Origin of the sequence: Mucilaginibacter sp., from assembly GCF_036568825.1 — a bacterium.
GTDB lineage: Bacteria > Bacteroidota > Bacteroidia > Sphingobacteriales > Sphingobacteriaceae > Mucilaginibacter.
Genome location: NZ_DATCRU010000052.1, coordinates 1 through 21060 on the forward strand (window position 1 = coordinate 1; position 21060 = coordinate 21060).

Genomic DNA, 21060 nt, shown 5'->3' on the forward strand with positions numbered 1-21060 from the left:
AAGTCGGAAGTCGGAAGTCGGAAGTCGGAAGTCGGAAGTCGGAAGTCGGAAGTCGGAAGTCGGAAGTCGGAAGTCGGAAGGAATTAGCTAATTAAGATACAAACAATAAAACAATAAAACAATGAGGAGATCGGTGTTAAATTCGAAATCGTAAATCCGAAATCCGAAATCAAAATTATTCGTATCGCAGCGCTTCCACAGGGTCTAGCTTAGACGCTTTTCTGGCAGGATAGTACCCTGATATCAAGCCAATCATGCTGCATACGATGAGCGCACCGGTAAACGACCACCATGGCATAATAAATGACCCGCCTATTAATAAAACTACAGCGTTACCGGCAATAATGCCCAGGAATACACCGGTTAATCCGCCAATCAGGCAAATAACCACGGCTTCAATCAAAAACTGTTTACGGATTATCCTCGGATTGGCCCCTATAGCTTTACGCACACCAATCTCGCGGGTACGTTCAGTAACCGATACCAGCATAATATTCATTAAGGCAATAGCCGCACCAATTAAAGTAACAGCAGCAATAAGCGCACCGCCAAAGGTCATCATAGCCATATTGTTGGCCAATTCTTTTTGAACAGAATCACTCCTGGAGATTTCAAAATTATCTGCCTGTGAAATATTTAAGCCGCGAATGTTACGGAATGTTGAGGTAGCTTCGCCTATGGTTGCATCCAAAACATCCGGGTTGGCTGTTTTTACGGTAACGTTGAAGGAGATATCCTTCAGCGTATCCATTTGCTTAGCTTTCAAAACCGGGACAACACAAAACTTATCGCCGCCAAAGCCGGAGCTGGAACCCTTTGATGCAAATACGCCAACTACCCTGAATTTATAATTACCGATGAAAACGAGTTTATTGATCGGATCTTCGTTCTTAAAAAGGCGCTTCCTGATATCCTCGCCAATCATTACCACATTGTCGCCATGCTGAAGCTCGGAAATAGAAAAGTCTCTTCCATATCCTATTTTTTGCCCGCTGGTTATCAGATAATTTTCATCCGATCCGCTAACTGAGATATTAGGATTTGTTTTAAGGTTGCCGTATTTGGCTACAGCAGTACCGGTTACGCTTAGATTGATAGAAGTAGTAACCGGAAGTTTGAATAACTCCTTAAATCGCGCTGCCTGCTCGTAAGTAATAGAAGGATATACTTTCCGGTGACCGCCACCGCCAAAATTAAGGCCTTGTCCCCGGTTTTGCAGCGTGAAAGAATTGGCGCCAAGGTTCCCAAAAGCGTCGTTTAAATTGTTTTTGATGCCGTCGATAGCAGTCAGAATGCCTACCAGAGCCATAATCCCGAGGGCAATAATAAGCGCAGTAAGTGCCGTCCTTAACCTGTTGCCGGCTATGGATTGTAAGGCTAGCGATACGTTTTCTTTGAGCGAGGTTTTTACCGGCATACCGTAAAATCAGAATTCTGTAGTACTATGACTCTAAGATATGCCGGTTTGTTACAAACCTTTTATTGATTTAAATATTCTGCCTGGGCCAGGTAGTAATATGGCCAGAACATATGATGTTCAAAAACATCTTTTGGATCGTCAGGGAATTGCTTATGGTAAGTGTTATCCGGCATTAAAATGATCGGGGTACCACAAGCAGTAAAGCTGTTATCTTTCAGATAAGTCGGCTCCTTAAATTTCGGTAATTGTTTTTGTACGAATGTATATGCCAGTTTGCCAAGGTATTCTTCATGAGTATCCTGTGCGCCATCAGTCGCCTTTTTAAGCTTATTGAATATGTGCTTGATATAAAGACGTTTGAAAAACGGCTGGTTTTTTACCTGGTCGTTGAAGTCAACAAACGGGTTTGGCGTATTGAAATTGCTGATCGTTTGGATAGTAAACGGAGTTTGCGGCACCCAGTCGGCAGCATTCACTACCGATACACACCAGCCATTGCGGGTCAGGTAATTAAAATCGTAGCTGTAATAAATATTACCCGGTTTTGGCGGCGCACTGCAATAGGTTTTGAAAGTGATGTCATTACCAAGCAGTTGTTTGCTTTGCAGATCGCCCAAATAAGAGCGCAGCAGGCAGGCAATAGCAGCGCCCTGGCTGTGGCCAACTATAATAAAGTTTTTGATACCTTTTACCTGGTTTAACCAGTAAATTTTCGGCAATATGGTTTTTGACAGATCAGCCAAACCAAGCAACCATCCAACATGAACACCTGCTTTTGGATTAGCAGCCAGGTTATAAGAAAACTCTTCAGAATCGCTGATGTGCAGTTTGCCACTTGCCGGAACCATTGCAGTATAGAAGTTTTCGAGCCAGCTTAATTCTGATTGTGTGGTGCCGCGGATGCTGATAACGGCAATACCTTTATTGTTCACCCACAAGTCCCAGCGATTTTTCAGCGGGCCTTCCGGCGAGCGGTAAACAAGTCCGTATTGTTTTGGTAGCGGGGTGTGATCATCCTTAATTGGATCATTAAATTGCTGCCGCGATATGCGAAGCATTTCCAGGTATTCTTTGGCATCAAAGCCGGGCTTTAATAACTGGGCATTACAAACCGAGGTCGTAAATAAAAAAAACAGAAGAATGTAGAAATACTTCATAGTTTAATATAGGGTGATTGATTGTGTAAAAGACGACTTTGATCCAATGTATGATACAAGGACTGCAGGTAAGATTGGTTGAAGATATTTAAAAACTTTCACAACGCAAAAAGTATATAGCTAAATCACAGCTGCTTGTTACGTGTAATACGGTTAAAATGTTCCTATATATCACATATTTATTTTTAAAGTATCAGGAATAATACATAAAGTAGATTTTATTGCCAATTAGGAAAAAATAAGGGAAACAATAAATCTAATTGTCTGGAAACAAAAAAGCACCCGTTTTGGCGGATGCTTTTATAAATATTTTGATAAATATAATTATACCGAGAACGACGAACCGCAGCCGCAGGTGCTGGCAGCGTTCGGGTTATTAAAGGTAAAGCCACGGGCGTTCAGTCCGTCCTGGAAGTCGATCTGCATACCTGCAAGGTATAAGCCATGAGCTTTATGCATGTATACTTTTATACCGTCGATGATATATTCCTGGTCGCCTTCTTTCTTCTGGTCGAAGCCTAAAACGTAGTTCATGCCGGAGCAACCGCCACCTTCAACGCCAACACGCAGACCAAAATCGTCACTTATCTCTTGCTGGTCTTTTAGTTTATTTAGCTCTTTAACAGCACCTTGTGTAAAGCTAACCGGTGCTAATGCATTTTCAACAGCAGTACTCATCTTATTTTAAATTAAACATACAAATATAAGGTAAATTGCAGATTTTTGTTGCCTGTCAATTATTATGACCTCAGCCTAACATAAAAAATATGGTGCTATCAAGCTATTTACTCGACATTTTGAAATTTACCCTGGCCGGTATCGGTACAGTTTACGCAGCCTTTTATCTAATAAAGCCTTACTTAGATAAAGCCGAAAGTATACAATTGATGGAGTTGAAAAAAACAATCAGCAACCAAACCTTGCCTTTGCGTTTGCAGGCTTATGAACGTATCGTTTTATTTATCGAACGCGTAAACCCGACAAATATGCTGGTTCGGTTAAATGGCACAGGATTGTCAGCAGCAGAATTGTACAGTGTGATCGCTAATGAAATCCGTACGGAATTTCAACACAACATCACGCAACAGGTATATGTAAGCAACAGCGCCTGGACGGTAGTTATCCGTGTAAAGGATGATACATTGAGTGTTGTAACAAACGCAGTAAAAGCATTGCCCGAAACTGCAACAGGCCTTGATCTGAGCAAAACGATACTTGCTCATTTAAGTCACTTGCAGGATAACCCATATGATATCGCGTTAAAGATCGTAAGGGAAGATATGCAAGCCCTTTTTTAGTATCGAATTTCGAATGTTCAATGTCGAATTTATATATAAGAGTTTTTAAATCCGAAATCGTAATTCCGAAATCCGAAATCAAAACATGTCCGGTAAAAAATTCACCACCACTTCTGGGATCGAGATAAAGGAGGTTTATTGTCGGCCATCGGCGATGAATGAGCTTCCTGGTGAATTCCCGTTTACACGAGGCATTCAGAAGGATATGTACCGCGGTAAACCCTGGACAATGCGCCAGTACGCCGGGTTTTCCACCGCGGAAGAATCCAATAAGCGTTATCACTACCTGCTGAGCCAGGGTACTATGGGGCTTTCAGTGGCCTTTGATCTGCCTACACAGATCGGTTATGACTCAGACAGCGACTTTGCTGATGGTGAAGTAGGTAAGGTGGGCGTTGCAATCGATTCCTTAAAAGATATCGAGGTTTTGTTTGACGGTATCCAGTTAAAGGACATCACCACTTCGATGACCATCAATGCAACGGCGTCAATTTTGCTGGCAATGTATATCGCGTTAGCAAAAAAACAAGGGACTGATCTGAAACAATTGTCGGGAACTGTACAGAACGATATATTAAAGGAGTATGCGGCACGGGGTACATACATCTACCCACCTGGTCCGTCCATGCGGCTGATCACCGATGTGTTTGAGTATTGCAGCAAAGAAGTGCCTAAATGGAATACTATTTCCATCTCGGGTTACCATATTCGCGAGGCTGGCTCAACAGCTGTTCAGGAGCTGGCCTTTACTTTAGCCAATGGCAAGGCTTACTTGCAGGCAGCTTTAAATAAGGGATTAGATATTAATGTATTCGCAAAAAGACTATCATTCTTCTTTAATTGCCACAATAATTTCTTCGAGGAGATAGCCAAGTTCAGGGCGGCGCGCAGGATGTGGGCGCATATTACAAAAGAGTTAGGTGCAACTGATCCCGGAGCACAAAAACTTCGCTTTCACACCCAGACCGGTGGTTCAACTCTGACAGCACAGCAACCTATGAATAATATAGTGCGCGTAAGTAACCAGGCATTGGCAGCGGTGTTAGGCGGAACGCAATCACTGCACACCAATGGTTATGACGAGGCGCTGTCGTTACCTACTGAAGCCGCAGCAAAAATTGCCTTGCGCACGCAACAGATCATCGCTTTTGAAAGTGGGGTGACTGATACGGTTGATCCGATGGCCGGTTCCTTTTTTATAGAAGAGCTGACCAACAAACTGGAAAAAGCTGCACAATTATATATAGATAAGATAGACGCCATGGGTGGCGCGGTGAAAGCTATTGAACAGGATTACATCCAGCAGGAAATTGCCCGCTCGGCCTATGAATATCAGAATGAGATTGAAAGTGGTGAGCGGGTAATCGTAGGTGTAAACCGTTTTGTACAGGACGAAGCCCCTGCCGAGAATATTTTCCGGGTAGATGATTCCATCCGAAGAACCCAGATCGATAAGATTAATGCACTTAAAGCTTCCCGCGATAATAAAGCTGTGCAAAACTCCCTTCAACAATTAGGCGAAGCTGCAAAAGGATCGGCCAACCTGATGCCTTATATATTAACAGCAGTGGAAAACTATGCCACCCTGGGCGAAATAGCCAATACTCTTCGGGCTGTTTTTGGAGAATACTGAACAATATGCTCTTAATGCTGTATTTATATCGGATAAACATCCGATTGTTATTTTTCAAAAAAATTTATTACCTTGTTGAAATGAGATTTTAACGATTGTTATTATCCTGCATTTTTCGGCAAACAATTAAGTATCCGTTAACGTAAACAGTATAAACAAATGTTGATAAAGTGCGTGAGTTGCGTGGCGGGAATAAAAAAAATGCCTTGGCAGTGCGTAGAGGCAATATTAAGTGAATTGGGCAGAATATAAGATTTTTCCTTAAGAAAAACGCAATGTTAAATGTTAATTAAAGGTGAATTAATCACATAAAATTTTAAAATTTAATTTTTTAATAAGGTTTTTTTTTGAATATTCGATGTTCCGTAACAGCCCCTTTTGATGTGTCGCTGAGGGGGTGAAAATCAAGATTTTAATAAAATATATATGGATAAAACTTGTACAAACGTTTGGAATAGCTGCCTTCAAATCATTAAAGACAATATCCCGGCGCAGAGCTATAAGACTTGGTTCGAACCAATCAAGGCCTTGCGCATGGAAGGAAGCGTCCTGACGATACAAGTGCCAAGTTTGTTCTTCTACGAGTGGCTGGAAGAACATTATGTAGGTCTGCTGCGTAAAACGATAAAGAAGCAGCTTGGAGAAGAAGGACGCCTCGAATACAATATTGTAGTAGAGCAATCATCGAGTAAACCGTACACCACCAATATGCCATCGACCGGCAATGGTGCCGAGACGAAAAATCAATCCATGCCTGTTCCTATATCAATTAATAAGGACATCAAAAATCCTTTTGTGATACCAGGCTTGAAAAAACTGAATGTAGATCCGCAACTGAATCCAAACTACACCTTCGAGAATTTTGTGGAAGGTGACTGTAACCGTTTGGCCCGTTCAGCAGGTTATGCCGTAGCAGCAAAACCGGGCGGCACTTCGTTCAACCCATTGATGATCTACGGCGGTGTTGGCTTAGGTAAAACTCACCTGGCGCAAGCTATAGGAAACGAAATTCGCGTAAAGCTACCGGATAAACTGGTGCTGTACGTATCCTGCGAGAAGTTCACCCAGCAATTTGTGGATGCACTTAAGCACAATAACATTAACGACTTTGTAAACTTTTACCAGGCTATTGATGTGCTGATCATGGACGATGTGCACAACTTTGCCGGTAAAGAGAAAACACAGGATTTCTTCTTTCACATTTTCAATCACCTGCACCAGTCGGGCAAACAGCTGATCATTACATCTGATAAAGCCCCTAAGGATCTGGCAGGGTTGGAAGAACGTTTATTATCACGCTTTAAATGGGGATTATCAGCCGATCTGCAGGTTCCTGACCTGGAGACCCGTATGGCGATCCTTAAAAATAAGATCTACCAGGACGGTATCGACTTATCCAATGATGTGGTGGAATATGTAGCTCACAACATTGATAACAACGTGCGCGAACTGGAAGGCGCTATGGTATCCCTGTTGGCTCAGTCAACCCTTAACCGTAAAGAGATCGATCTGAACCTGGCGAAACAGATGCTGAAGAACTTTGTAAAAAATTCTTCAAAAGAAATTTCGATGGAGTATATCCAAAGCCTGGTATGCGAATATTTTGAGGTGCCTATCGAGATGGTGAAATCCCAAACCCGCAAACGCGAGATTGTTCAGGCCCGTCAGATTTCTATGTATTTGGCAAAGGCCCACACCAAGAGCTCATTAAAATCTATCGGCAGTTTCTTCGGCGGCCGCGACCACTCAACCGTGATCTATGCATGCCAAACTGTAGAAGACCTGATCGATACCGATAAGAAATTCAAAGGCTACGTAGCCGATATCCAGAAAAAGCTAAAGATGTCGTAATCGACTCAAGTGATATTGAAAACGTCATTGTGAAAGCAATGGCGTTTTTTGTTGTTATTTACGTATTGCTGTTAATCATACCATCCCTCACTTAAGTCATTCCACCCGGGATTGCTCGCAACAATTAAATCGATCTTCTTTTGTCTCGAGCCACCCTTAATCTGTTTTTCCCTGGCGATAGCATCCTGAATCCATTGAAATTCTTCATAATACACCAGTCTGTTGCATTCGTACCTTGATGTAAAACCTTTATATACCTTTTGCTTATGTTGCCATATTCTGCCTTCAAGATCACTAGTTACACCGGTATAGAACACGGTATTTACTTTATTGGCAAGAATGTAAACATAGTATACATGGTTTTTCATTGACCGATAATATCAAAATTATTCGAACTAAAAAACTATGTCATTGCGAGCGGCCTTGTGTGGTGGGAGTGCGGCGAAGCAAACTCGTCGTATGACAAGTATTCGTGGTACTAAGCAAATTACAAGATAACGACGAGTTTGCTTCGTCGCTCCTTGTGCACTTAGCCCCGCTAGCTTCTCGCAATGACAGATTTTAAAGTTAAATGGAATTAATAAGCGAGACAGGCTAAAATGTGATCTTCAATTAGCTGGGGAAAGTCGCTAAGGATTTGTTCATGGGTTAATCCTGATGCAAGCCACTGCAAAACATCATAAACGGTTATCCTAGTGCCTTTTATAACAGGTTTTCCAAACCGAATGTCCGGGTTAACTTCAATATATTGCCGGTAATCTACTTGAGACATACACAAATTTACTCAAATAGTATGGATTTTTTATATTGTAAAAATTCTGGCTAGATTATCCTCTATCCACAATCCCATAAAACCCTTCCCGATAATTATCACCCACCGGAATAACGGTATCACCAATAAATATCCTACTGCGCTCTATAGCCGAGATGTGCCTTAAGGCAACAATGTATGATTTATGCACTCTCACAAAATCCCTCACAGGAAGAGACTCTTCGATCTTTTTCAATGTTTGTAAGCTGAGTACCCGCTCACTGGTTGTTTGGATGGAAATATAATTTTGCAAGCCTTCGATATACAAAATATCTTTTAGGTTGACTTTCTGTATTCGGTGTTCTGTTTTTACAAAAAGGTATTCGGGATTAGTTTCAGTATTAGGTTGAACACCTTTGTCTGCTGGTTTGCTGATACTTTGCTTAGCCTTTTCCACGGCACGATAAAACCGGTCAAATGCAATAGGTTTAAGCAGGTAGTCGATCACATCATGTTCAAAGCCATCGAGTGCATATTTGGAGTAAGCAGTGGTTAATATAACCTTGCATTGCTTGCCGGCGATCTTCATAAACTGCAGGCCGGTCAGCTCAGGCATTTGTATATCAAGGAAAACCAGGTCAATGTTTTGTTCGCGGATGATAGATAGGCCTTCTATCGGATTAGTGATCGATCCTACAAGCTCCAGGAACGGGACTTTTCGCGTATAATCCGCCAGGATGTCAATAGCCAGGGGTTTGTCGTCAATGATCAGGCAGCGGATACTCATGCGGTTTTCAATAGCAGGTTAACGTTATAATGTTCCTCGTTGTCAACAATTTCCAATTGGTGCCTGTCGGGATACATCAGCTCCAGCCTGCGGCGAACATTGTTGAGGCCGATACCTGCGGTCTTGTCTTTTTGATCCTGGTTCTTTTTGTTGCTAACAGAAAAGGAAATATTTCCATCGCCTGTCACCAGTTTTATGCTGACAGGGTTCGATGGATCATTTAATACTCCATGTTTGAAAGCATTCTCCACAAAGGACACAAAAAGCAGTGAGGCCACACTGTACTCGCCCAGTACGCCATCTGCATCCATTTGTATGTAGGCATTCCCCTTGGCACTAATCAATTGCAATTTGATCAGCGTTTCCAGGTATTGTATTTCTTGAGCCAGCGGCATAAAATCCTCTGTCCCTTCGCGAAGCATATAGCGCAATAGTTCAGAAAGTTTTAATACAGCTTCAGGCGCCTGATCGGACTTTTGATAAGTAAGGGAATAAATATCGTTCAATGTATTGAACAGGAAGTGCGGGTTAAGTTGAGATCGCAAAAAAGCGAGTTCGGCTGTTGATTTTTCCTTTTGCAGATCCTGCTGTAACTGCCTTGTTTTATACCAACTTTCAGCAAAAAAAAACATTAGTCCATATATAAAGTATTTTGGGAAATAATACCAAAATACATTTTCTATAAAGTCCGAAGCAGGCCACCGATGACCCCTGTAATTGTCAAATCCTAATACCGGCAGGAAGAAAAAATACTCCATCGAATATCTCAAGACTACTGCTCCAACTATGGTAAGCAGAAACAACAAAATTGCTTTAAGGTATTTCCTGGTAACAAATAGCTGAGGTGCTACAAAATAATAAGCGCAATAAAAACAGAAGATGGGTATAGCCAGGTATCCTGTTTGAATGATCACAATTTTGGCAAAAGAAAGCACACCTGCAGCATGATCCGGAGAAGATTGATTTCTGGCATACGAGAACCATATGTCGCTGATCAGCATTAAAGCCCAGACAGCAATATGCAGGTATATGACTATTTTGCGCTTCATCCATTAAATATACACAGCATTTAAGTGCGACTCTTATAAAATGTACGAACTGGCAATTTTTAATGATGAAACCGTTTTTTGACCCAATGCAGATTTCGTCATTAATAAAAGTGTGTTCGTCAATTACATTTTTTAAAGCGACAGGCTGATCTGATTTTTACTGTAAATCATGATCACAATGAAAAAGTCAATTTACATTTTACTAATCGTTTTGCTGCCCTTATCCGCTTACTGCCAGGATCAGCTTAAAGTAACTGTGCATCCTGGAGTGGAGCTGTTTACCATTATCCAGATACTGGGCAATAAATATCCTCAGCCTAACCCATCAGCCTACAGTAAAGAAGCGCTGGAATATTTTGGTAAATACAAGGATCATCCGGCGGTTAAAAAAGTAATCTCCTTCGATAAAACCTACACAGACCTGGTGGAATTGGGCTGGTGTATGAGCGATTTTCCGAATATCAGAATATATGAACCTACTGATTTAAACTGGTATAAAATGTACGGCAAGGAAAATGTACTGGAATATATCAGGCTGTGTAAGGACTTTTTTTATGATACCAAATTCTGGGACTTTTACCAGAAACATAAAGTCCGTTACGATCAATGGGGTGACGATCTGAAAGCGAAAGTTGATTCGGATAAACTGATCAAAAAACTTCAGGATTTTTACAAGTATAATTCTGATGTGCACTGGTATATCTGTATAGATCCGCTGAATAGCTGGGGTTCGCATGCCATCATGACCAAATCGCTAAACCCGCAGTTTTCCGATTGGCTGGTTTATAATACAGGCTATTTTAACCAGGATGGTAATGCTCAAAAAGACCCTTATTTTGAATTTAAGGATTTTGATTACCTGGTTTGGCACGAGGGTAGCCATGTGTATATTAATCAGCTCTTTCAAAAATATAAGCAGCAGATTGATGAATTATCTTACCTGTTTAACAAGGATGATGTTGGTATGAAACGCAATACCATAACCACATGGGAATATTGTTTTGATGAGAATATAGTAAGATCAGTTTCGGCGGTACTTTACAAAAAATATCGTGGTGAACGTGCCTTCAAGCGTCAGCAGGCACGCGAAATAGCCAGCGATTTTATTTACGTGGAAGACCTTGTGCCCTTTATTTATGACAACTATATGCAGAGCAATAAATACAAGGATTTTGCAGAGTTCTTCCCCGAGATATTAAAATACCTGAAGAATAAATACCCGCAAAAAAGCTGATTTAAAGTTCCCCTAACCTCATCAACGCATAAAACAGCCCGGTACAATGCAATGATTGGGCTATTTTATTGTTCAACAATAAATCTTTTATTTCGGCTAATGTGAATTCTTCTACAACGATATCTTCTTGTGCATCCAGGTGTTGTTCCTGAACCTTTTTGCCGCCGCGGGCTAAGTAGCAATAGGTATGATTGTTGGCAGTAGATGGATTTGCATAAACTACAGAGAGCAGCTCAAAATCATCAAACTGGTAGCCGGTTTCCTCAAGTAGTTCGCGGCGCATAGCCTGTTGCGGTTCCTCTCCCGGATCGATCACACCACCAGGAATCTCCAGCGAAACGATTTCGGCTGCATGACGGTACTGGTGCACCATCAGCACTTTATTATCCTCGGTAATGGCTACGGCATTTACCCAATTGCTGTATTCGAGCACGTAGTAATCTTCAACTATGTGGCCGCTGGGCATCACGCATTTGTCAGTCCGCAATGTAGCCCACGGGCCTTTATGTATGTAGCGGGAAGAAAGCTTTTTCCACTTAAGATCGTTCATGGATTTTAATAAGGTGTTTATAGATGATATTTCTTTTTTCAATGTTTTCAAAGGATAGCTGGCGATGTTGTTGCTCCAGAAGATCAAAAATGGTCAGGATCTTTTTCAGGGTAAGTCCGGTTTCATTATCTATCTTAGGTGGTTGGGCAAATACATAAAGCATCTGAGCTAATGCATGTAATTTTTCGGCGCTATATTCGGCGGAGTTTATGAAGTTAGCAAACCCGTATTCATTTAAATCGAGCAGTTTTTCGAGCTCAACGTTGTATTCATCTTGTAGCGCATTATTAAACTGCCGGATATACTCATCGTATTCTCCTTCGGCCTTTAGCCCCATTAAATTTGCTAAAAGCTGTGCAAGCTTTCGGGCTTCGCTTAACAAATAATCTTGCTGGTACACTACTAATCTCTGATTTACTGATCTCTAATCTCTAACTCACCAACTTCCGCTTGATCCGCCGCCGCCAAAGTCTCCGCCGCCGAAACCGCCGAAGCCACCGCCACTATCTCCGCCACCGCCCCAACTGCCGCCATCGTTGCCGCCGGAGAAACCACCCCAGCCACCGCTGCCGCGGCCTAGCATAGCGCCGCCAAGGAACCACCAGAACGGACTTGCGCCGCCACGGCTATCGATAATATGGCCACCACCTCCGCGGTTGCGGAAAATAATGATTAGGATCACTACAATAATGAAGATCAATATAGCAGCGCTGCTGCCAACGTTTTTACCCTGATCCTGCTGTGGCTTCTTGGGCGACTTATACTCACCCTTCACATATTTCATGATATCGTTGGTGCCTGCATCAAGACCTGCATAATAGTTGCCTGCCTTGAAGTTTGGGCGGATATCATTTTGAATGATCTCGTGGGTGGTGATGTCGGGTAGTACTCCCTCCACACCATAACCGGTCTGGATGGCCACTTTGCGGTCGCCTATGGCTACCAGGACAATAATGCCATTGTTTTTACCTTTCTGGCCGATACCCCATGCGCGACCCAACCGCTGTGCATAATCGTTGATGTCATAATCGCCAACCGATTTCAGGAGCACAACCGCTATTTGGGTAGAGGTGGAATCGTCAAAGGCAACCAATTTATGCTCCAGTTGCTGCTGTTCAGCTTCTGAGAGCGTGTTGGTGTAATCTGTAACCAGTGTGTTTGACTTCTCGGGCAGTTGTTGCGCCAAAGCGAACAGCGTACACAGCGTTAAACAGAAAAATAATATTAATTTTTTGAACATGATCTTAGATTTTATTCGCCATCCATAAAGGCTATGTCATCAGGCAATTCGTTGGAACCGTTAGCCTCATGCGGGAAGTATTTTTGCAGATGATCGCCGGCAATTTTAAGTCCTGTAACAATGCCTTCAACCACGTCGCCATATTTAAAATGGTTAAGCATATCTTCTTTGGCATCGTCCCAAAAATTGGCAGGCACAGTCTTATTAATCCCGCGATCGCCAATGATAGCAAACTTGCGGTCAACAGTGGCCACATAGATCAATACGCCATTGCGAAGCTTGGTTTTGTGCATATCCAGCTGATGGAAGTATTTGGCAGCACGGTCGAGCACTTCTTCATTGCAGTTTTTCTCGATGCAAACACGTATCTGGCCCGAAGTGTGCCTTTCGGCATCCTCTATAGCCCTGCGGATACGCTGTTGTTCGTCCTCATTAAATATAGGCATGTGTTAACGAATTAGTGAATTAGTGAATTAGTGAATTAGTGAATTGGCAAGTAGATTTTTATCACTCACTCATTCGCTAATTCACTCATTCACTAATTAATTAGAATTGAACTTTAGGTGCGTTTTCTGCCGCGGCGTCTGCCTGGAAATAACCTTTCTCGGTAAAGCCGCCCATCCTGGCAACAAAATTAGTCGGGAACGATTTGATCTTGGTATTGTATTGCTGAACTGCATCATTGAAATCGCGTCTTGCAACAGCTATACGGTTTTCGGTACCTTCAAGCTGAGCCTGCAGTCCGCTGAAATTTTCAGTCGCTTTCAGCTCAGGGTATTTTTCTGAAGCAACCAATAAACGGCCAAGTGCGGTGCTTAATTGTCCTTGTGCAGCCTGGTATTTCTGGATGTTTTCAGGAGTCAGTTTGCTTGGGTCTACTTGTATTGAAGTAGCTTTAGCACGTGCATTGGTTACATCAACCAAAGTGCTTTTTTCAAAGTTAGCTACACCTTTTACAGTAGCAACCAGGTTGGGAACCAGGTCGGCACGGCGCTGATAGTCGGTCTGAACAGTTCCCCATTTCGACTGTGCATTCTGGTCAAGACTTACAATTCCATTGTAACTCGATACGCAGCCACAGCCGCCAATAAACAGGATAATGACGATTACAATTATAACAATGTAGGATGTTTTCATTTTTTTATCTTCTTATTTAAAAGTTGAATTTACTATTTTGATCTCAAAACACATACCGTTGTTACAAATTGTCTTTTTGGCAGAGTTGGGTGGGGTATAAAAAATCTCTCCTTGGTGTGGGGAGAGATCGAGGGTAGTGCCATGCTAAGATATAAATCCAGGGTCTTTTAAGTTGAGATGAAATAAAAGCGGTGTAAGTCTGAGTAATAAAATCCGCGGCCTCTAAAGGTGAGATGACATAGGAGCGCTGTCACCCTGAGCTTGTCGAAGGGTATGCGGGCAAAGGCCTTTGCGCACCGCACTTCGACAAGCTCAGCGTGGCACCCTGTTAAGTGCTATACTACTTATTCACACTCGCACTCCTGTCACCCTTCAATTGAAAATCCGGGTGACCGCATTGCCACAGCACAAAAGCAAACTGATCGGCAAAGTTGGCGAAAGTGACGCTTTTGTCTTCTGTAAAATGGCCGTCGTCATAATTTACTTTGAGGATTACCGGCTTACGGGACGCTGAGGCATTTTGTAATGCTGCAGCAAATTTTCCAGGTTCCCAGGGCACTACTCTCGGGTCGTTCCAACCGGTAACACAGATGACAGCGGGGTATTTGGTGCCGTATTTCACGTGTTGCATGCCGTCCATTTCGTATAAAGCTTTGCATTCCACGCTATCTTTCACAGTGCCGAATTCAGGTATGTTTACTGGTCCATTTGCGCTAAATTCTAATCGCATCGCGTTGGCACAACCTACATTGCAGATAGCTGCCGCATACAGGTCAGGGCGTTCGGTGATAGCGCGGCTTATCAAAATTCCCCCGGCGCTGGTGCCTGTTCCGGCCAGTTTGGAAGGATTGGTATATTTTTCGGCTATCAGGTATTCGGCGCAGCTGTTAAAGTCTTTCCATGTATTGGGTTTGGTGGTTTTGTATCCTGCCCTGTACCAGGTTTCGCCTTTTTCGCTGCCACCCCGTACATGCGGATAGGCGACAACTACGCCTTTGGTAGCCAGCCCGGTTTCTTCGTAATCAAAATAGGGTGTCATGCTGATGCCGTAGGCGCCGTAGCCATCCATCAGGCAAACATTATTGCCATCCAGCTTTGTTCCTTTTTTGTAGATGATGGAGAGCGGTATCATTGCCCCGTCGTGTCCTTTTACCTCCACTTCCTTCACCTCAAGGTTTTTATATTCAGCAGGGAATACGGGTTGTTTGTTAAAGGCACCTGGCCTGTACGCTTCAACTTTGGCATTAAAATCAAATTCGGTATAGGGCTTTATCCATGAGGTAATGCCGACGGTGCAATCATTGGTGGTATTATTAATGCAGAAAGTATTGGCCGTTCCCGAGAACGGTAACTTCAGCTCAGAAGTTTTGCCGGTGGCTACATCATATTTGGATACATGGCTATTGATACCATCGCTATAAGTAAGAAATACGTAGTCTTTGCTATGGGTGATTGCTTCCAGTGTTTGATCCGATTTTTCTTCGGCTATTGTCCGGGCGTTGCTCCAGTCCGGATTTTTAATATCGACAGATATGAGCTTATAGTTTTTAACGCCTTTAGAGGTAATGGCAAACGCTTTATCGCCCACCAGTTCAAATCCGCGTACCAGCTTATCTTCCTTGGTACAAAGCGGCTTCCATTGGATCTTGCCTGAATAGAATTGCGAGATAGGCGCATAATATAATTGCATTTCATTTTCAACAGTACCTATTCCTGCAAAAACATAGTTTTTATTATCGTTGGTAGTATATACATAAGGGTACGCTTTGGAGGGAATATTTAGCTCTGGATAACTGCCGTTGCTAAAAAAATCCATATCTGCGGCTGTGCTTGCTGAACCAATCTTGTGCAGTTTGGTTTTGGGGTTAAGACGGGCTTGGGGATCTTTGTTATCGGCGCTTTTTATCCATAGGTATAAAACCGATTTGTTATCGAAACTCCATCCCTCGACACCCTCTGTTGGATACATTTTGTCTTTCAGGAACTTCTTGGTGGCAACTTCCATAATTTTTATTGTGCCGACCTCCCCGCCGCCTTCGGCATAGGAGATAGCTACATATTTGGCATCAAAGCTGGGTACGAAATTTTGGATGGATAATGTCTTTCCTTTAATGTAGATCAGCGGATCAAACAATAATTGTTCGGGGCCATTCATGCCTTCACGATAGTATAACTTACCAACCTTGTCGCCGGGAAGCGTTTTTCGGTAAAATATGCGTCCCTTCATGTAGGTCCTGTCGCCGATTTTGGGTGGCTGCAGTTTATCGAGCTTTTTCCATTCGGCTATCAGTTCATCGCGGCCGGAAATATTATTTAGGGTGAACTTACTGTAATCCGCCTGCTGTTTGAACCAGTTTACAACGGATGAATCTTTAATATGCTCCAGCCATCGATAAGGGTCTTTGTACGTGACACCAAAATAGGTATCGGTGCTGTCGACAGTTTTGGTTTCGGGTAGTTTTACTTGTGCGGATGCAGAGAGAAAACAAAGGCACACAGCTAAAAGGATCAACTTTTTCATAACACAAAGGGTTTAAGAAGTGAACGATTAACCAGGCGGGGTAGGTAATATAAATTTAGTGTATAAATAGTTGGTAATCAATAGTAAAACTACGTTTAAGTTATCAACAAGAGGCGTGGTTTTTACGTGATAAAAGTATTGTCCGAATCAGGATTTACAGAATTTTATAATTTTCAGAATTCTGTTAATTCATTAATTCTGAGAATTCTGATTCAGACAATAACAAATCCACCCATAATCCGGCAATCGTGTTATATTTGGCGTAATGAAACGGTTATTCTTCTCAATAATAGCCGCCCTGCCCATCCTGGCATCGGCGCAAGTAAAAAAATCCAATAATTTAGTTCAATACGTACACCCGATATTTGGTACACAGCGCATGGGTCACGTATTTCCCGGAGCTACGGTACCTTTTGGTATGGTACAGTTGAGCCCCGAAACGGACACTGTAGGTTACGAACTGGACGGACATTATAATCCGAAAGTGTACAGCTACTGTGCAGGCTACCAATACGACGACAAAACCATTGTAGGATTTAGCCATACGCATTTCAGCGGTACCGGTCACTCTGATTTAGGCGATTTTTTAGTGATGCCGACTGTTGGTACACTCAAACTTAATCCCGGAACTGCAGATAAACCGGGCAGCGGATATCGTTCGGCATTCTCACATGCTAACGAGGTAAGCGAAGCCAACTACTACAAAGTAAAGCTTGATGATTATAACATCCTCGCCGAAATGACTACCACTACCCGTGTGGGCTTTCATCAATATACCTTCCCGAAATCGGATAATGCACACATCGTGCTCGACCTGATGGCAGGTATTTATAATTATCCTGATAAAAATGTCTGGACGTATTTACGGGTAGTAAACGACTCTACTGTAATAGGCTACCGTTCAACCAATGGCTGGGCACGCACCCGTACGTTATATTTTGCTATGAAGTTCAGCAAGCCGTTCATCGCACATGGATATAAAAAATACGACAAGCGCGAGGTTTACGGAGGTTTCTGGGGACAATTTAACCGTACGCCAAATTTCCCTGAGGCAGCAGGCAGACAGTTGAGAGCCTATTTCGATTTCAAGACCAATGAAGGCGAAAAGATCAAAATAAAAATGGCGTTATCGCCGGTAAGCATGGATGGTGCAATGGCCAATATGCAGGCCGAATGCCCGGGATGGGATTTTGAAAAAGTAAAAGCCGATGGACAAGCGCAGTGGGAAACCGAACTGCATAAAATTGAGATCGAAGGCAGCCAGGACGAGAAGGAGAACTTTTATACCTCGATGTATCACGCCATGATCAACCCAACCATTTATATGGATGTTGACGGGCAGTACAAAGGTCTGGATCAAAATGTGCACAAAGCAGAAGGCTTTACCAACTATACTACGTTCTCATTATGGGATACGCACCGCGCATTGCACCCGCTGTTCAATATCATCGAGCCAAAACGCAATGCCGATATGGTGCAAAGTATGATCGCCCATTATGAGCAAAGTCCGGAACACATGCTGCCGATATGGAGCAATTCGGCGAATGAGAACTGGTGTATGAGCGGCTATCACAGCGTGTCTGTTCTGGCAGATGCGGTAATAAAAGGCAATGCCCCTTTTGATGCCAATAAAGCTTTGGAAGCTTGCGTAGCTACTGCCCGTCACCGCGATTATGCGGGGATAGGCTATTATATAGATATGGGCTACATCCCGGATGAAAAGAACGGAAACTCGGTATCATCTACCCAGGAATATGCCTATGACGACTGGTGCATAGCGCAATTAGCCAAAAAACTGGGCAAACAGGATATTTATGACGAGTTCATCAAACGCTCGCAAAACTGGAAAAATGTGTATGACCCCAAGTCGGGCTTTATGCACCCTAAGCTGATGGATGGCACTTTCCGTGCGAAGTTTGATCCTTTTACTACCATTGGTCAAGGCTTTATTGAGGGCAACGCCTGGAATTACACTTTATATGTTCCGCATGATCCTGCCGGACTGATCAAAGTTATGGGTGGCAACAAAAGATTTGTGACCTATATCGATAGCCTATTCAGCTATAATCTGCCGGATAAATACTTTGCCGAAACCGAAGACATCACCCGCGACGGTATCATCGGTAACTATGTACATGGTAACGAACCTTCACACCATGTGGCTTACTTATATGATTGGACCGACAAGCCCTGGAAAACGCAGGAAAAGATCCGCATGATATTAAAAGCGCAATACAAACCGGCCCCGGATGGTTTGGGTGGTAATGATGACACAGGTCAGATGAGTGCATGGTATATTTTTAGTACACTGGGATTTTATCCTGTTGCACCTGGGTCGGATCAGTATGCTATAGGCAGTCCGGCGATGAATAAGGCAGTGATCAACTTGGATAATGGTAAAACCTTTACCATTAATGTGAAGAACCAGGGGGATAAGAATGTATATATTCAGAAGATTGTGTTGAATGGCAGGCCTTTGAATGGATTGTTTTTAAGTCACGAAGATATAATGAATGGTGGTGAGGTGACATTTTTTATGTCATCAAAGCACAAATAATGAAGAGGTCTAACTATGAAGTTTAAATATATCTTATTTAGCATTATTGCATGTTACGTTTTGAGTGCCAACGCCCAGCAAAAGCCACTCGCCCAATTGCAACAGCAATTCGTCGATCTGCGTTTTGGTATGTTTATCCACTTTAATATCCCAACCTATATGAACCAGGATTGGGCCGACCCGGAAGCATCGCCTTCGATCTTCAATCCAACCAAACTGGATTGCGACCAATGGGCAAAAGCTGCCAAATCGGCCAATATGACTTACGGTTGTTTGACTACCAAACACCATAGCGGCTTCTGCATTTGGGATACCAAGACTACAGATTATAATGTGATGCACAGCCCTTACAAAAAAGATGTGGTAAGGCAATTTGTGAATGCTTTTAGAAAGAATGGGTTGAAAGTGATGCTGTATTATTCTATTTTGGATACGCACCATAAACTTCGTCCGAATTCTATTGTTCCCGCGGATATACAAATGATCAAAGGGCAATTGACTGAGTTGCTGACCAATTACGGCCCGATAGAAGCATTGATTATTGATGGCTGGGATGCGCCGTGGTCGAGGATAAGTTATGACGATGTGCCTTTTGAAGGGATATATACTTTGGTGAAGAAGTTGCAACCTAACTGCGTGCTGATGGACTTGAACGGAGCCAAATATCCGCCGGAAGGAATGTTTTATACTGATATCAAAACTTATGAAATGGGTGCAGGTCAACGGGTATCAAAAGAACATAATACGATGCCATCATTGGCTTGCCTGCCGATACAGGGCAGTTGGTTTTGGAAAACATCATTCCCAACGGAAGCAACTAAAGATGCCGCTAAACTGGTGAATGAAGATATTGTCGCATTGAATAATGTAAACTGCAACTTTATCCTGAATGTAGCGCCAAACCGCGAAGGATTGATGGATGATAATGCGTTGGCTACATTAAAAAAGATAGGAGAGCTTTGGAAAAATGCTGGTCCGGAAGCGCCATTGCCAAAGCTGGATGCGCCGATCATTTCGCATAACCTGGCCAAGCATCAGCAAAGCAACTCAAGCTGGAGTGATGACATGAACATCATGGATTTTGCTAATGACGATGATTTTTCTACTTCGTGGATATCCAACACTACCGTGGATAAGCCATGGTACGAAATCGATTTCAAAAAAGAAACTGCCTTTAATACTATTGCGATTACTGAAGAAAAGCCGAACATCAGCAATTATGTATTGGAATATTATCACGATGGGGTATGGAAGCCGGTATTTGATGGTACTAATGAGAAACGCGTAAAAATTAACCGCTTTGACCGGGTTAGTGGCACTGAAGTTAGAATGCGAATTTTGAAATCAGACCATCAGGCGTCGATTGCGGAGTTTGGGGTTTATGATGAGAAGAGGTAGGTAGGGTTCAATTGATGTGTAGGCCGCTCAATTGCCGCGGGGCTTCTTTTACTTTTTGCTTGATCAAAAAGTAACAAAAAATCAAGTCAATCCGCTAGCCAGCGGACTTCTTTGCCGCACATGGCCTTTGCCCTGCAATCAATCAAAACCACGGGCTCCAATACTTTGCCCTACTATCGTTCGCTCATTCCCTCGCTTCAGCAAAGTTTGCTAATGCCCTTTCCAGTGCGCAGGCCACCATTGTTTTGATTGATTTCGGCCGAAGCTGGTCTGTTGACGGGGTTCATTTGGTATTATTAAGTCTAACTATAATTTAAACAAAAAGTCCTCCCCAAGTGAAGTGCACCCCAAAAGTTGGACAAACTTAATTATTATTATCATAATGAGCTCGGTATTTAGCCGGGCTCATTCCTTTTAGATTGAGCTTGATTCTGTCGTTGTTATAATACGTGATATAGTCCTGAATGTCGCTTTTAA

20 protein-coding genes are annotated in these 21060 nt (G+C 42.7%); 6 read left to right on the plus strand and 14 right to left on the minus strand.

The window, feature by feature from the left end; all coding sequences use genetic code 11:
- Positions 1–175 precede the first annotated feature (175 nt).
- From VIM89_RS10080 to VIM89_RS10090, 3 genes are all read right to left on the minus strand, one after another.
- Positions 176–1417, minus strand: a complete 1242-nt coding sequence (locus VIM89_RS10080) for an ABC transporter permease (protein ID WP_488156023.1) — start codon at positions 1415–1417, stop codon at positions 176–178.
- Between the two features lie 62 nt (positions 1418–1479).
- On the minus strand, positions 1480–2577 hold the full coding sequence (locus tag VIM89_RS10085; RefSeq protein ID WP_488156024.1) for a lipase family protein: 1098 nt from the start codon (positions 2575–2577) through the stop codon (positions 1480–1482).
- 324 nt (positions 2578–2901) lie between these two features.
- Positions 2902–3255, minus strand: a complete 354-nt coding sequence (locus VIM89_RS10090; protein ID WP_488156025.1) for a HesB/IscA family protein — start codon at positions 3253–3255, stop codon at positions 2902–2904.
- Between the two features lie 89 nt (positions 3256–3344).
- On the opposite strand from VIM89_RS10090, the gene VIM89_RS10095 reads away from it, so the two are divergent.
- The 3 genes from VIM89_RS10095 (at position 3345) to dnaA (ending at position 7359) form a co-directional block, all read left to right on the plus strand.
- Positions 3345–3875, plus strand: coding sequence for a DUF7935 family protein (locus VIM89_RS10095; RefSeq protein WP_488156026.1), 531 nt, complete (start codon positions 3345–3347; stop codon positions 3873–3875).
- Between the two features lie 85 nt (positions 3876–3960).
- A complete protein-coding gene (locus tag VIM89_RS10100; protein ID WP_488156027.1) occupies positions 3961–5508 on the plus strand; it encodes an acyl-CoA mutase large subunit family protein in 1548 nt (515 codons plus the stop codon).
- A gap of 426 nt (positions 5509–5934) precedes the next feature.
- On the plus strand, positions 5935–7359 hold the full coding sequence (gene dnaA / locus VIM89_RS10105; protein WP_488156028.1) for a chromosomal replication initiator protein DnaA: 1425 nt from the start codon (positions 5935–5937) through the stop codon (positions 7357–7359).
- Between the two features lie 71 nt (positions 7360–7430).
- On the opposite strand, the gene VIM89_RS10110 is transcribed toward dnaA, so the two are convergent.
- The 4 genes from VIM89_RS10110 to VIM89_RS10125 form a co-directional block, all read right to left on the minus strand.
- The gene (locus VIM89_RS10110) at positions 7431–7727 is read right to left on the minus strand and encodes a GIY-YIG nuclease family protein (RefSeq protein WP_488156029.1); all 297 of its coding nucleotides are present in this window, start codon (positions 7725–7727) and stop codon (positions 7431–7433) included.
- 209 nt (positions 7728–7936) lie between these two features.
- On the minus strand, positions 7937–8131 hold the full coding sequence (locus VIM89_RS10115) for a DUF433 domain-containing protein (RefSeq protein ID WP_488156030.1): 195 nt from the start codon (positions 8129–8131) through the stop codon (positions 7937–7939).
- Positions 8132–8186: 55 nt separating this feature from the next.
- Positions 8187–8897 carry a LytR/AlgR family response regulator transcription factor gene (locus tag VIM89_RS10120; protein WP_488156031.1) on the minus strand — a complete coding sequence of 237 codons (711 nt, stop codon included), beginning with the start codon at positions 8895–8897 and terminating at the stop codon, positions 8187–8189.
- Positions 8894–9946 carry a sensor histidine kinase gene (locus tag VIM89_RS10125; RefSeq protein WP_488156032.1) on the minus strand — a complete coding sequence of 351 codons (1053 nt, stop codon included), beginning with the start codon at positions 9944–9946 and terminating at the stop codon, positions 8894–8896. Before VIM89_RS10125 ends, VIM89_RS10120 begins: the two co-directional genes overlap by 4 nt.
- A 178-nt stretch (positions 9947–10124) precedes the next feature.
- Between VIM89_RS10125 and VIM89_RS10130 the strand changes: the two genes are divergently transcribed.
- On the plus strand, positions 10125–11180 hold the full coding sequence (locus VIM89_RS10130) for a DUF4932 domain-containing protein (protein ID WP_488156033.1): 1056 nt from the start codon (positions 10125–10127) through the stop codon (positions 11178–11180).
- Position 11181: 1 nt separating this feature from the next.
- Here VIM89_RS10130 and VIM89_RS10135 read toward each other — a convergent pair whose 3' ends face one another.
- The 6 genes from VIM89_RS10135 to VIM89_RS10160 form a co-directional block, all read right to left on the minus strand.
- Positions 11182–11730, minus strand: coding sequence for an NUDIX hydrolase (locus tag VIM89_RS10135; protein WP_488156034.1), 549 nt, complete (start codon positions 11728–11730; stop codon positions 11182–11184).
- A complete protein-coding gene (locus VIM89_RS10140; RefSeq protein ID WP_488156035.1) occupies positions 11717–12130 on the minus strand; it encodes a hypothetical protein in 414 nt (137 codons plus the stop codon). The genes VIM89_RS10135 and VIM89_RS10140 overlap by 14 nt, the downstream gene beginning before the upstream one ends.
- A gap of 36 nt (positions 12131–12166) precedes the next feature.
- Positions 12167–12970, minus strand: a complete 804-nt coding sequence (locus tag VIM89_RS10145) for a TPM domain-containing protein (RefSeq protein ID WP_488156036.1) — start codon at positions 12968–12970, stop codon at positions 12167–12169.
- Positions 12971–12981: 11 nt separating this feature from the next.
- Positions 12982–13416, minus strand: a complete 435-nt coding sequence (locus VIM89_RS10150) for a TPM domain-containing protein (protein WP_488156037.1) — start codon at positions 13414–13416, stop codon at positions 12982–12984.
- A gap of 100 nt (positions 13417–13516) precedes the next feature.
- Positions 13517–14107, minus strand: a complete 591-nt coding sequence (locus tag VIM89_RS10155; protein WP_488156038.1) for a LemA family protein — start codon at positions 14105–14107, stop codon at positions 13517–13519.
- 340 nt (positions 14108–14447) lie between these two features.
- Positions 14448–16628 carry a prolyl oligopeptidase family serine peptidase gene (locus VIM89_RS10160; protein WP_488156039.1) on the minus strand — a complete coding sequence of 727 codons (2181 nt, stop codon included), beginning with the start codon at positions 16626–16628 and terminating at the stop codon, positions 14448–14450.
- Between the two features lie 265 nt (positions 16629–16893).
- On the opposite strand from VIM89_RS10160, the gene VIM89_RS10165 reads away from it, so the two are divergent.
- A complete protein-coding gene (locus VIM89_RS10165; protein ID WP_488156040.1) occupies positions 16894–19185 on the plus strand; it encodes a GH92 family glycosyl hydrolase in 2292 nt (763 codons plus the stop codon).
- A gap of 15 nt (positions 19186–19200) precedes the next feature.
- A complete protein-coding gene (locus VIM89_RS10170; protein ID WP_488156041.1) occupies positions 19201–20583 on the plus strand; it encodes an alpha-L-fucosidase in 1383 nt (460 codons plus the stop codon).
- Between the two features lie 364 nt (positions 20584–20947).
- On the opposite strand, the gene VIM89_RS10175 is transcribed toward VIM89_RS10170, so the two are convergent.
- A complete protein-coding gene (locus tag VIM89_RS10175; RefSeq protein WP_488155649.1) occupies positions 20948–21049 on the minus strand; it encodes an IS3 family transposase in 102 nt (33 codons plus the stop codon).
- Positions 21050–21060 lie beyond the last annotated feature (11 nt).

Bases quoted from the DNA above. Each gene is read 5' to 3' on its own strand.
- VIM89_RS10080 (WP_488156023.1), bottom strand. From the start codon at position 1,417: ATGCCGGTAAAAACCTCGCTCAAAGAAAACGTATCGCTAGCCTTACAA.
- VIM89_RS10085 (WP_488156024.1), bottom strand. From the start codon at position 2,577: ATGAAGTATTTCTACATTCTTCTGTTTTTTTTATTTACGACCTCGGTT.
- VIM89_RS10090 (WP_488156025.1), bottom strand. From the start codon at position 3,255: ATGAGTACTGCTGTTGAAAATGCATTAGCACCGGTTAGCTTTACACAA.
- VIM89_RS10095 (WP_488156026.1), top strand. From the start codon at position 3,345: ATGGTGCTATCAAGCTATTTACTCGACATTTTGAAATTTACCCTGGCC.
- VIM89_RS10100 (WP_488156027.1), top strand. From the start codon at position 3,961: ATGTCCGGTAAAAAATTCACCACCACTTCTGGGATCGAGATAAAGGAG.
- dnaA (WP_488156028.1), top strand. From the start codon at position 5,935: ATGGATAAAACTTGTACAAACGTTTGGAATAGCTGCCTTCAAATCATT.
- VIM89_RS10110 (WP_488156029.1), bottom strand. From the start codon at position 7,727: ATGAAAAACCATGTATACTATGTTTACATTCTTGCCAATAAAGTAAAT.
- VIM89_RS10115 (WP_488156030.1), bottom strand. From the start codon at position 8,131: ATGTCTCAAGTAGATTACCGGCAATATATTGAAGTTAACCCGGACATT.
- VIM89_RS10120 (WP_488156031.1), bottom strand. From the start codon at position 8,897: ATGAGTATCCGCTGCCTGATCATTGACGACAAACCCCTGGCTATTGAC.
- VIM89_RS10125 (WP_488156032.1), bottom strand. From the start codon at position 9,946: ATGAAGCGCAAAATAGTCATATACCTGCATATTGCTGTCTGGGCTTTA.
- VIM89_RS10130 (WP_488156033.1), top strand. From the start codon at position 10,125: ATGAAAAAGTCAATTTACATTTTACTAATCGTTTTGCTGCCCTTATCC.
- VIM89_RS10135 (WP_488156034.1), bottom strand. From the start codon at position 11,730: ATGAACGATCTTAAGTGGAAAAAGCTTTCTTCCCGCTACATACATAAA.
- VIM89_RS10145 (WP_488156036.1), bottom strand. From the start codon at position 12,970: ATGTTCAAAAAATTAATATTATTTTTCTGTTTAACGCTGTGTACGCTG.
- VIM89_RS10150 (WP_488156037.1), bottom strand. From the start codon at position 13,416: ATGCCTATATTTAATGAGGACGAACAACAGCGTATCCGCAGGGCTATA.
- VIM89_RS10155 (WP_488156038.1), bottom strand. From the start codon at position 14,107: ATGAAAACATCCTACATTGTTATAATTGTAATCGTCATTATCCTGTTT.
- VIM89_RS10160 (WP_488156039.1), bottom strand. From the start codon at position 16,628: ATGAAAAAGTTGATCCTTTTAGCTGTGTGCCTTTGTTTTCTCTCTGCA.
- VIM89_RS10165 (WP_488156040.1), top strand. From the start codon at position 16,894: ATGAAACGGTTATTCTTCTCAATAATAGCCGCCCTGCCCATCCTGGCA.
- VIM89_RS10170 (WP_488156041.1), top strand. From the start codon at position 19,201: ATGAAGTTTAAATATATCTTATTTAGCATTATTGCATGTTACGTTTTG.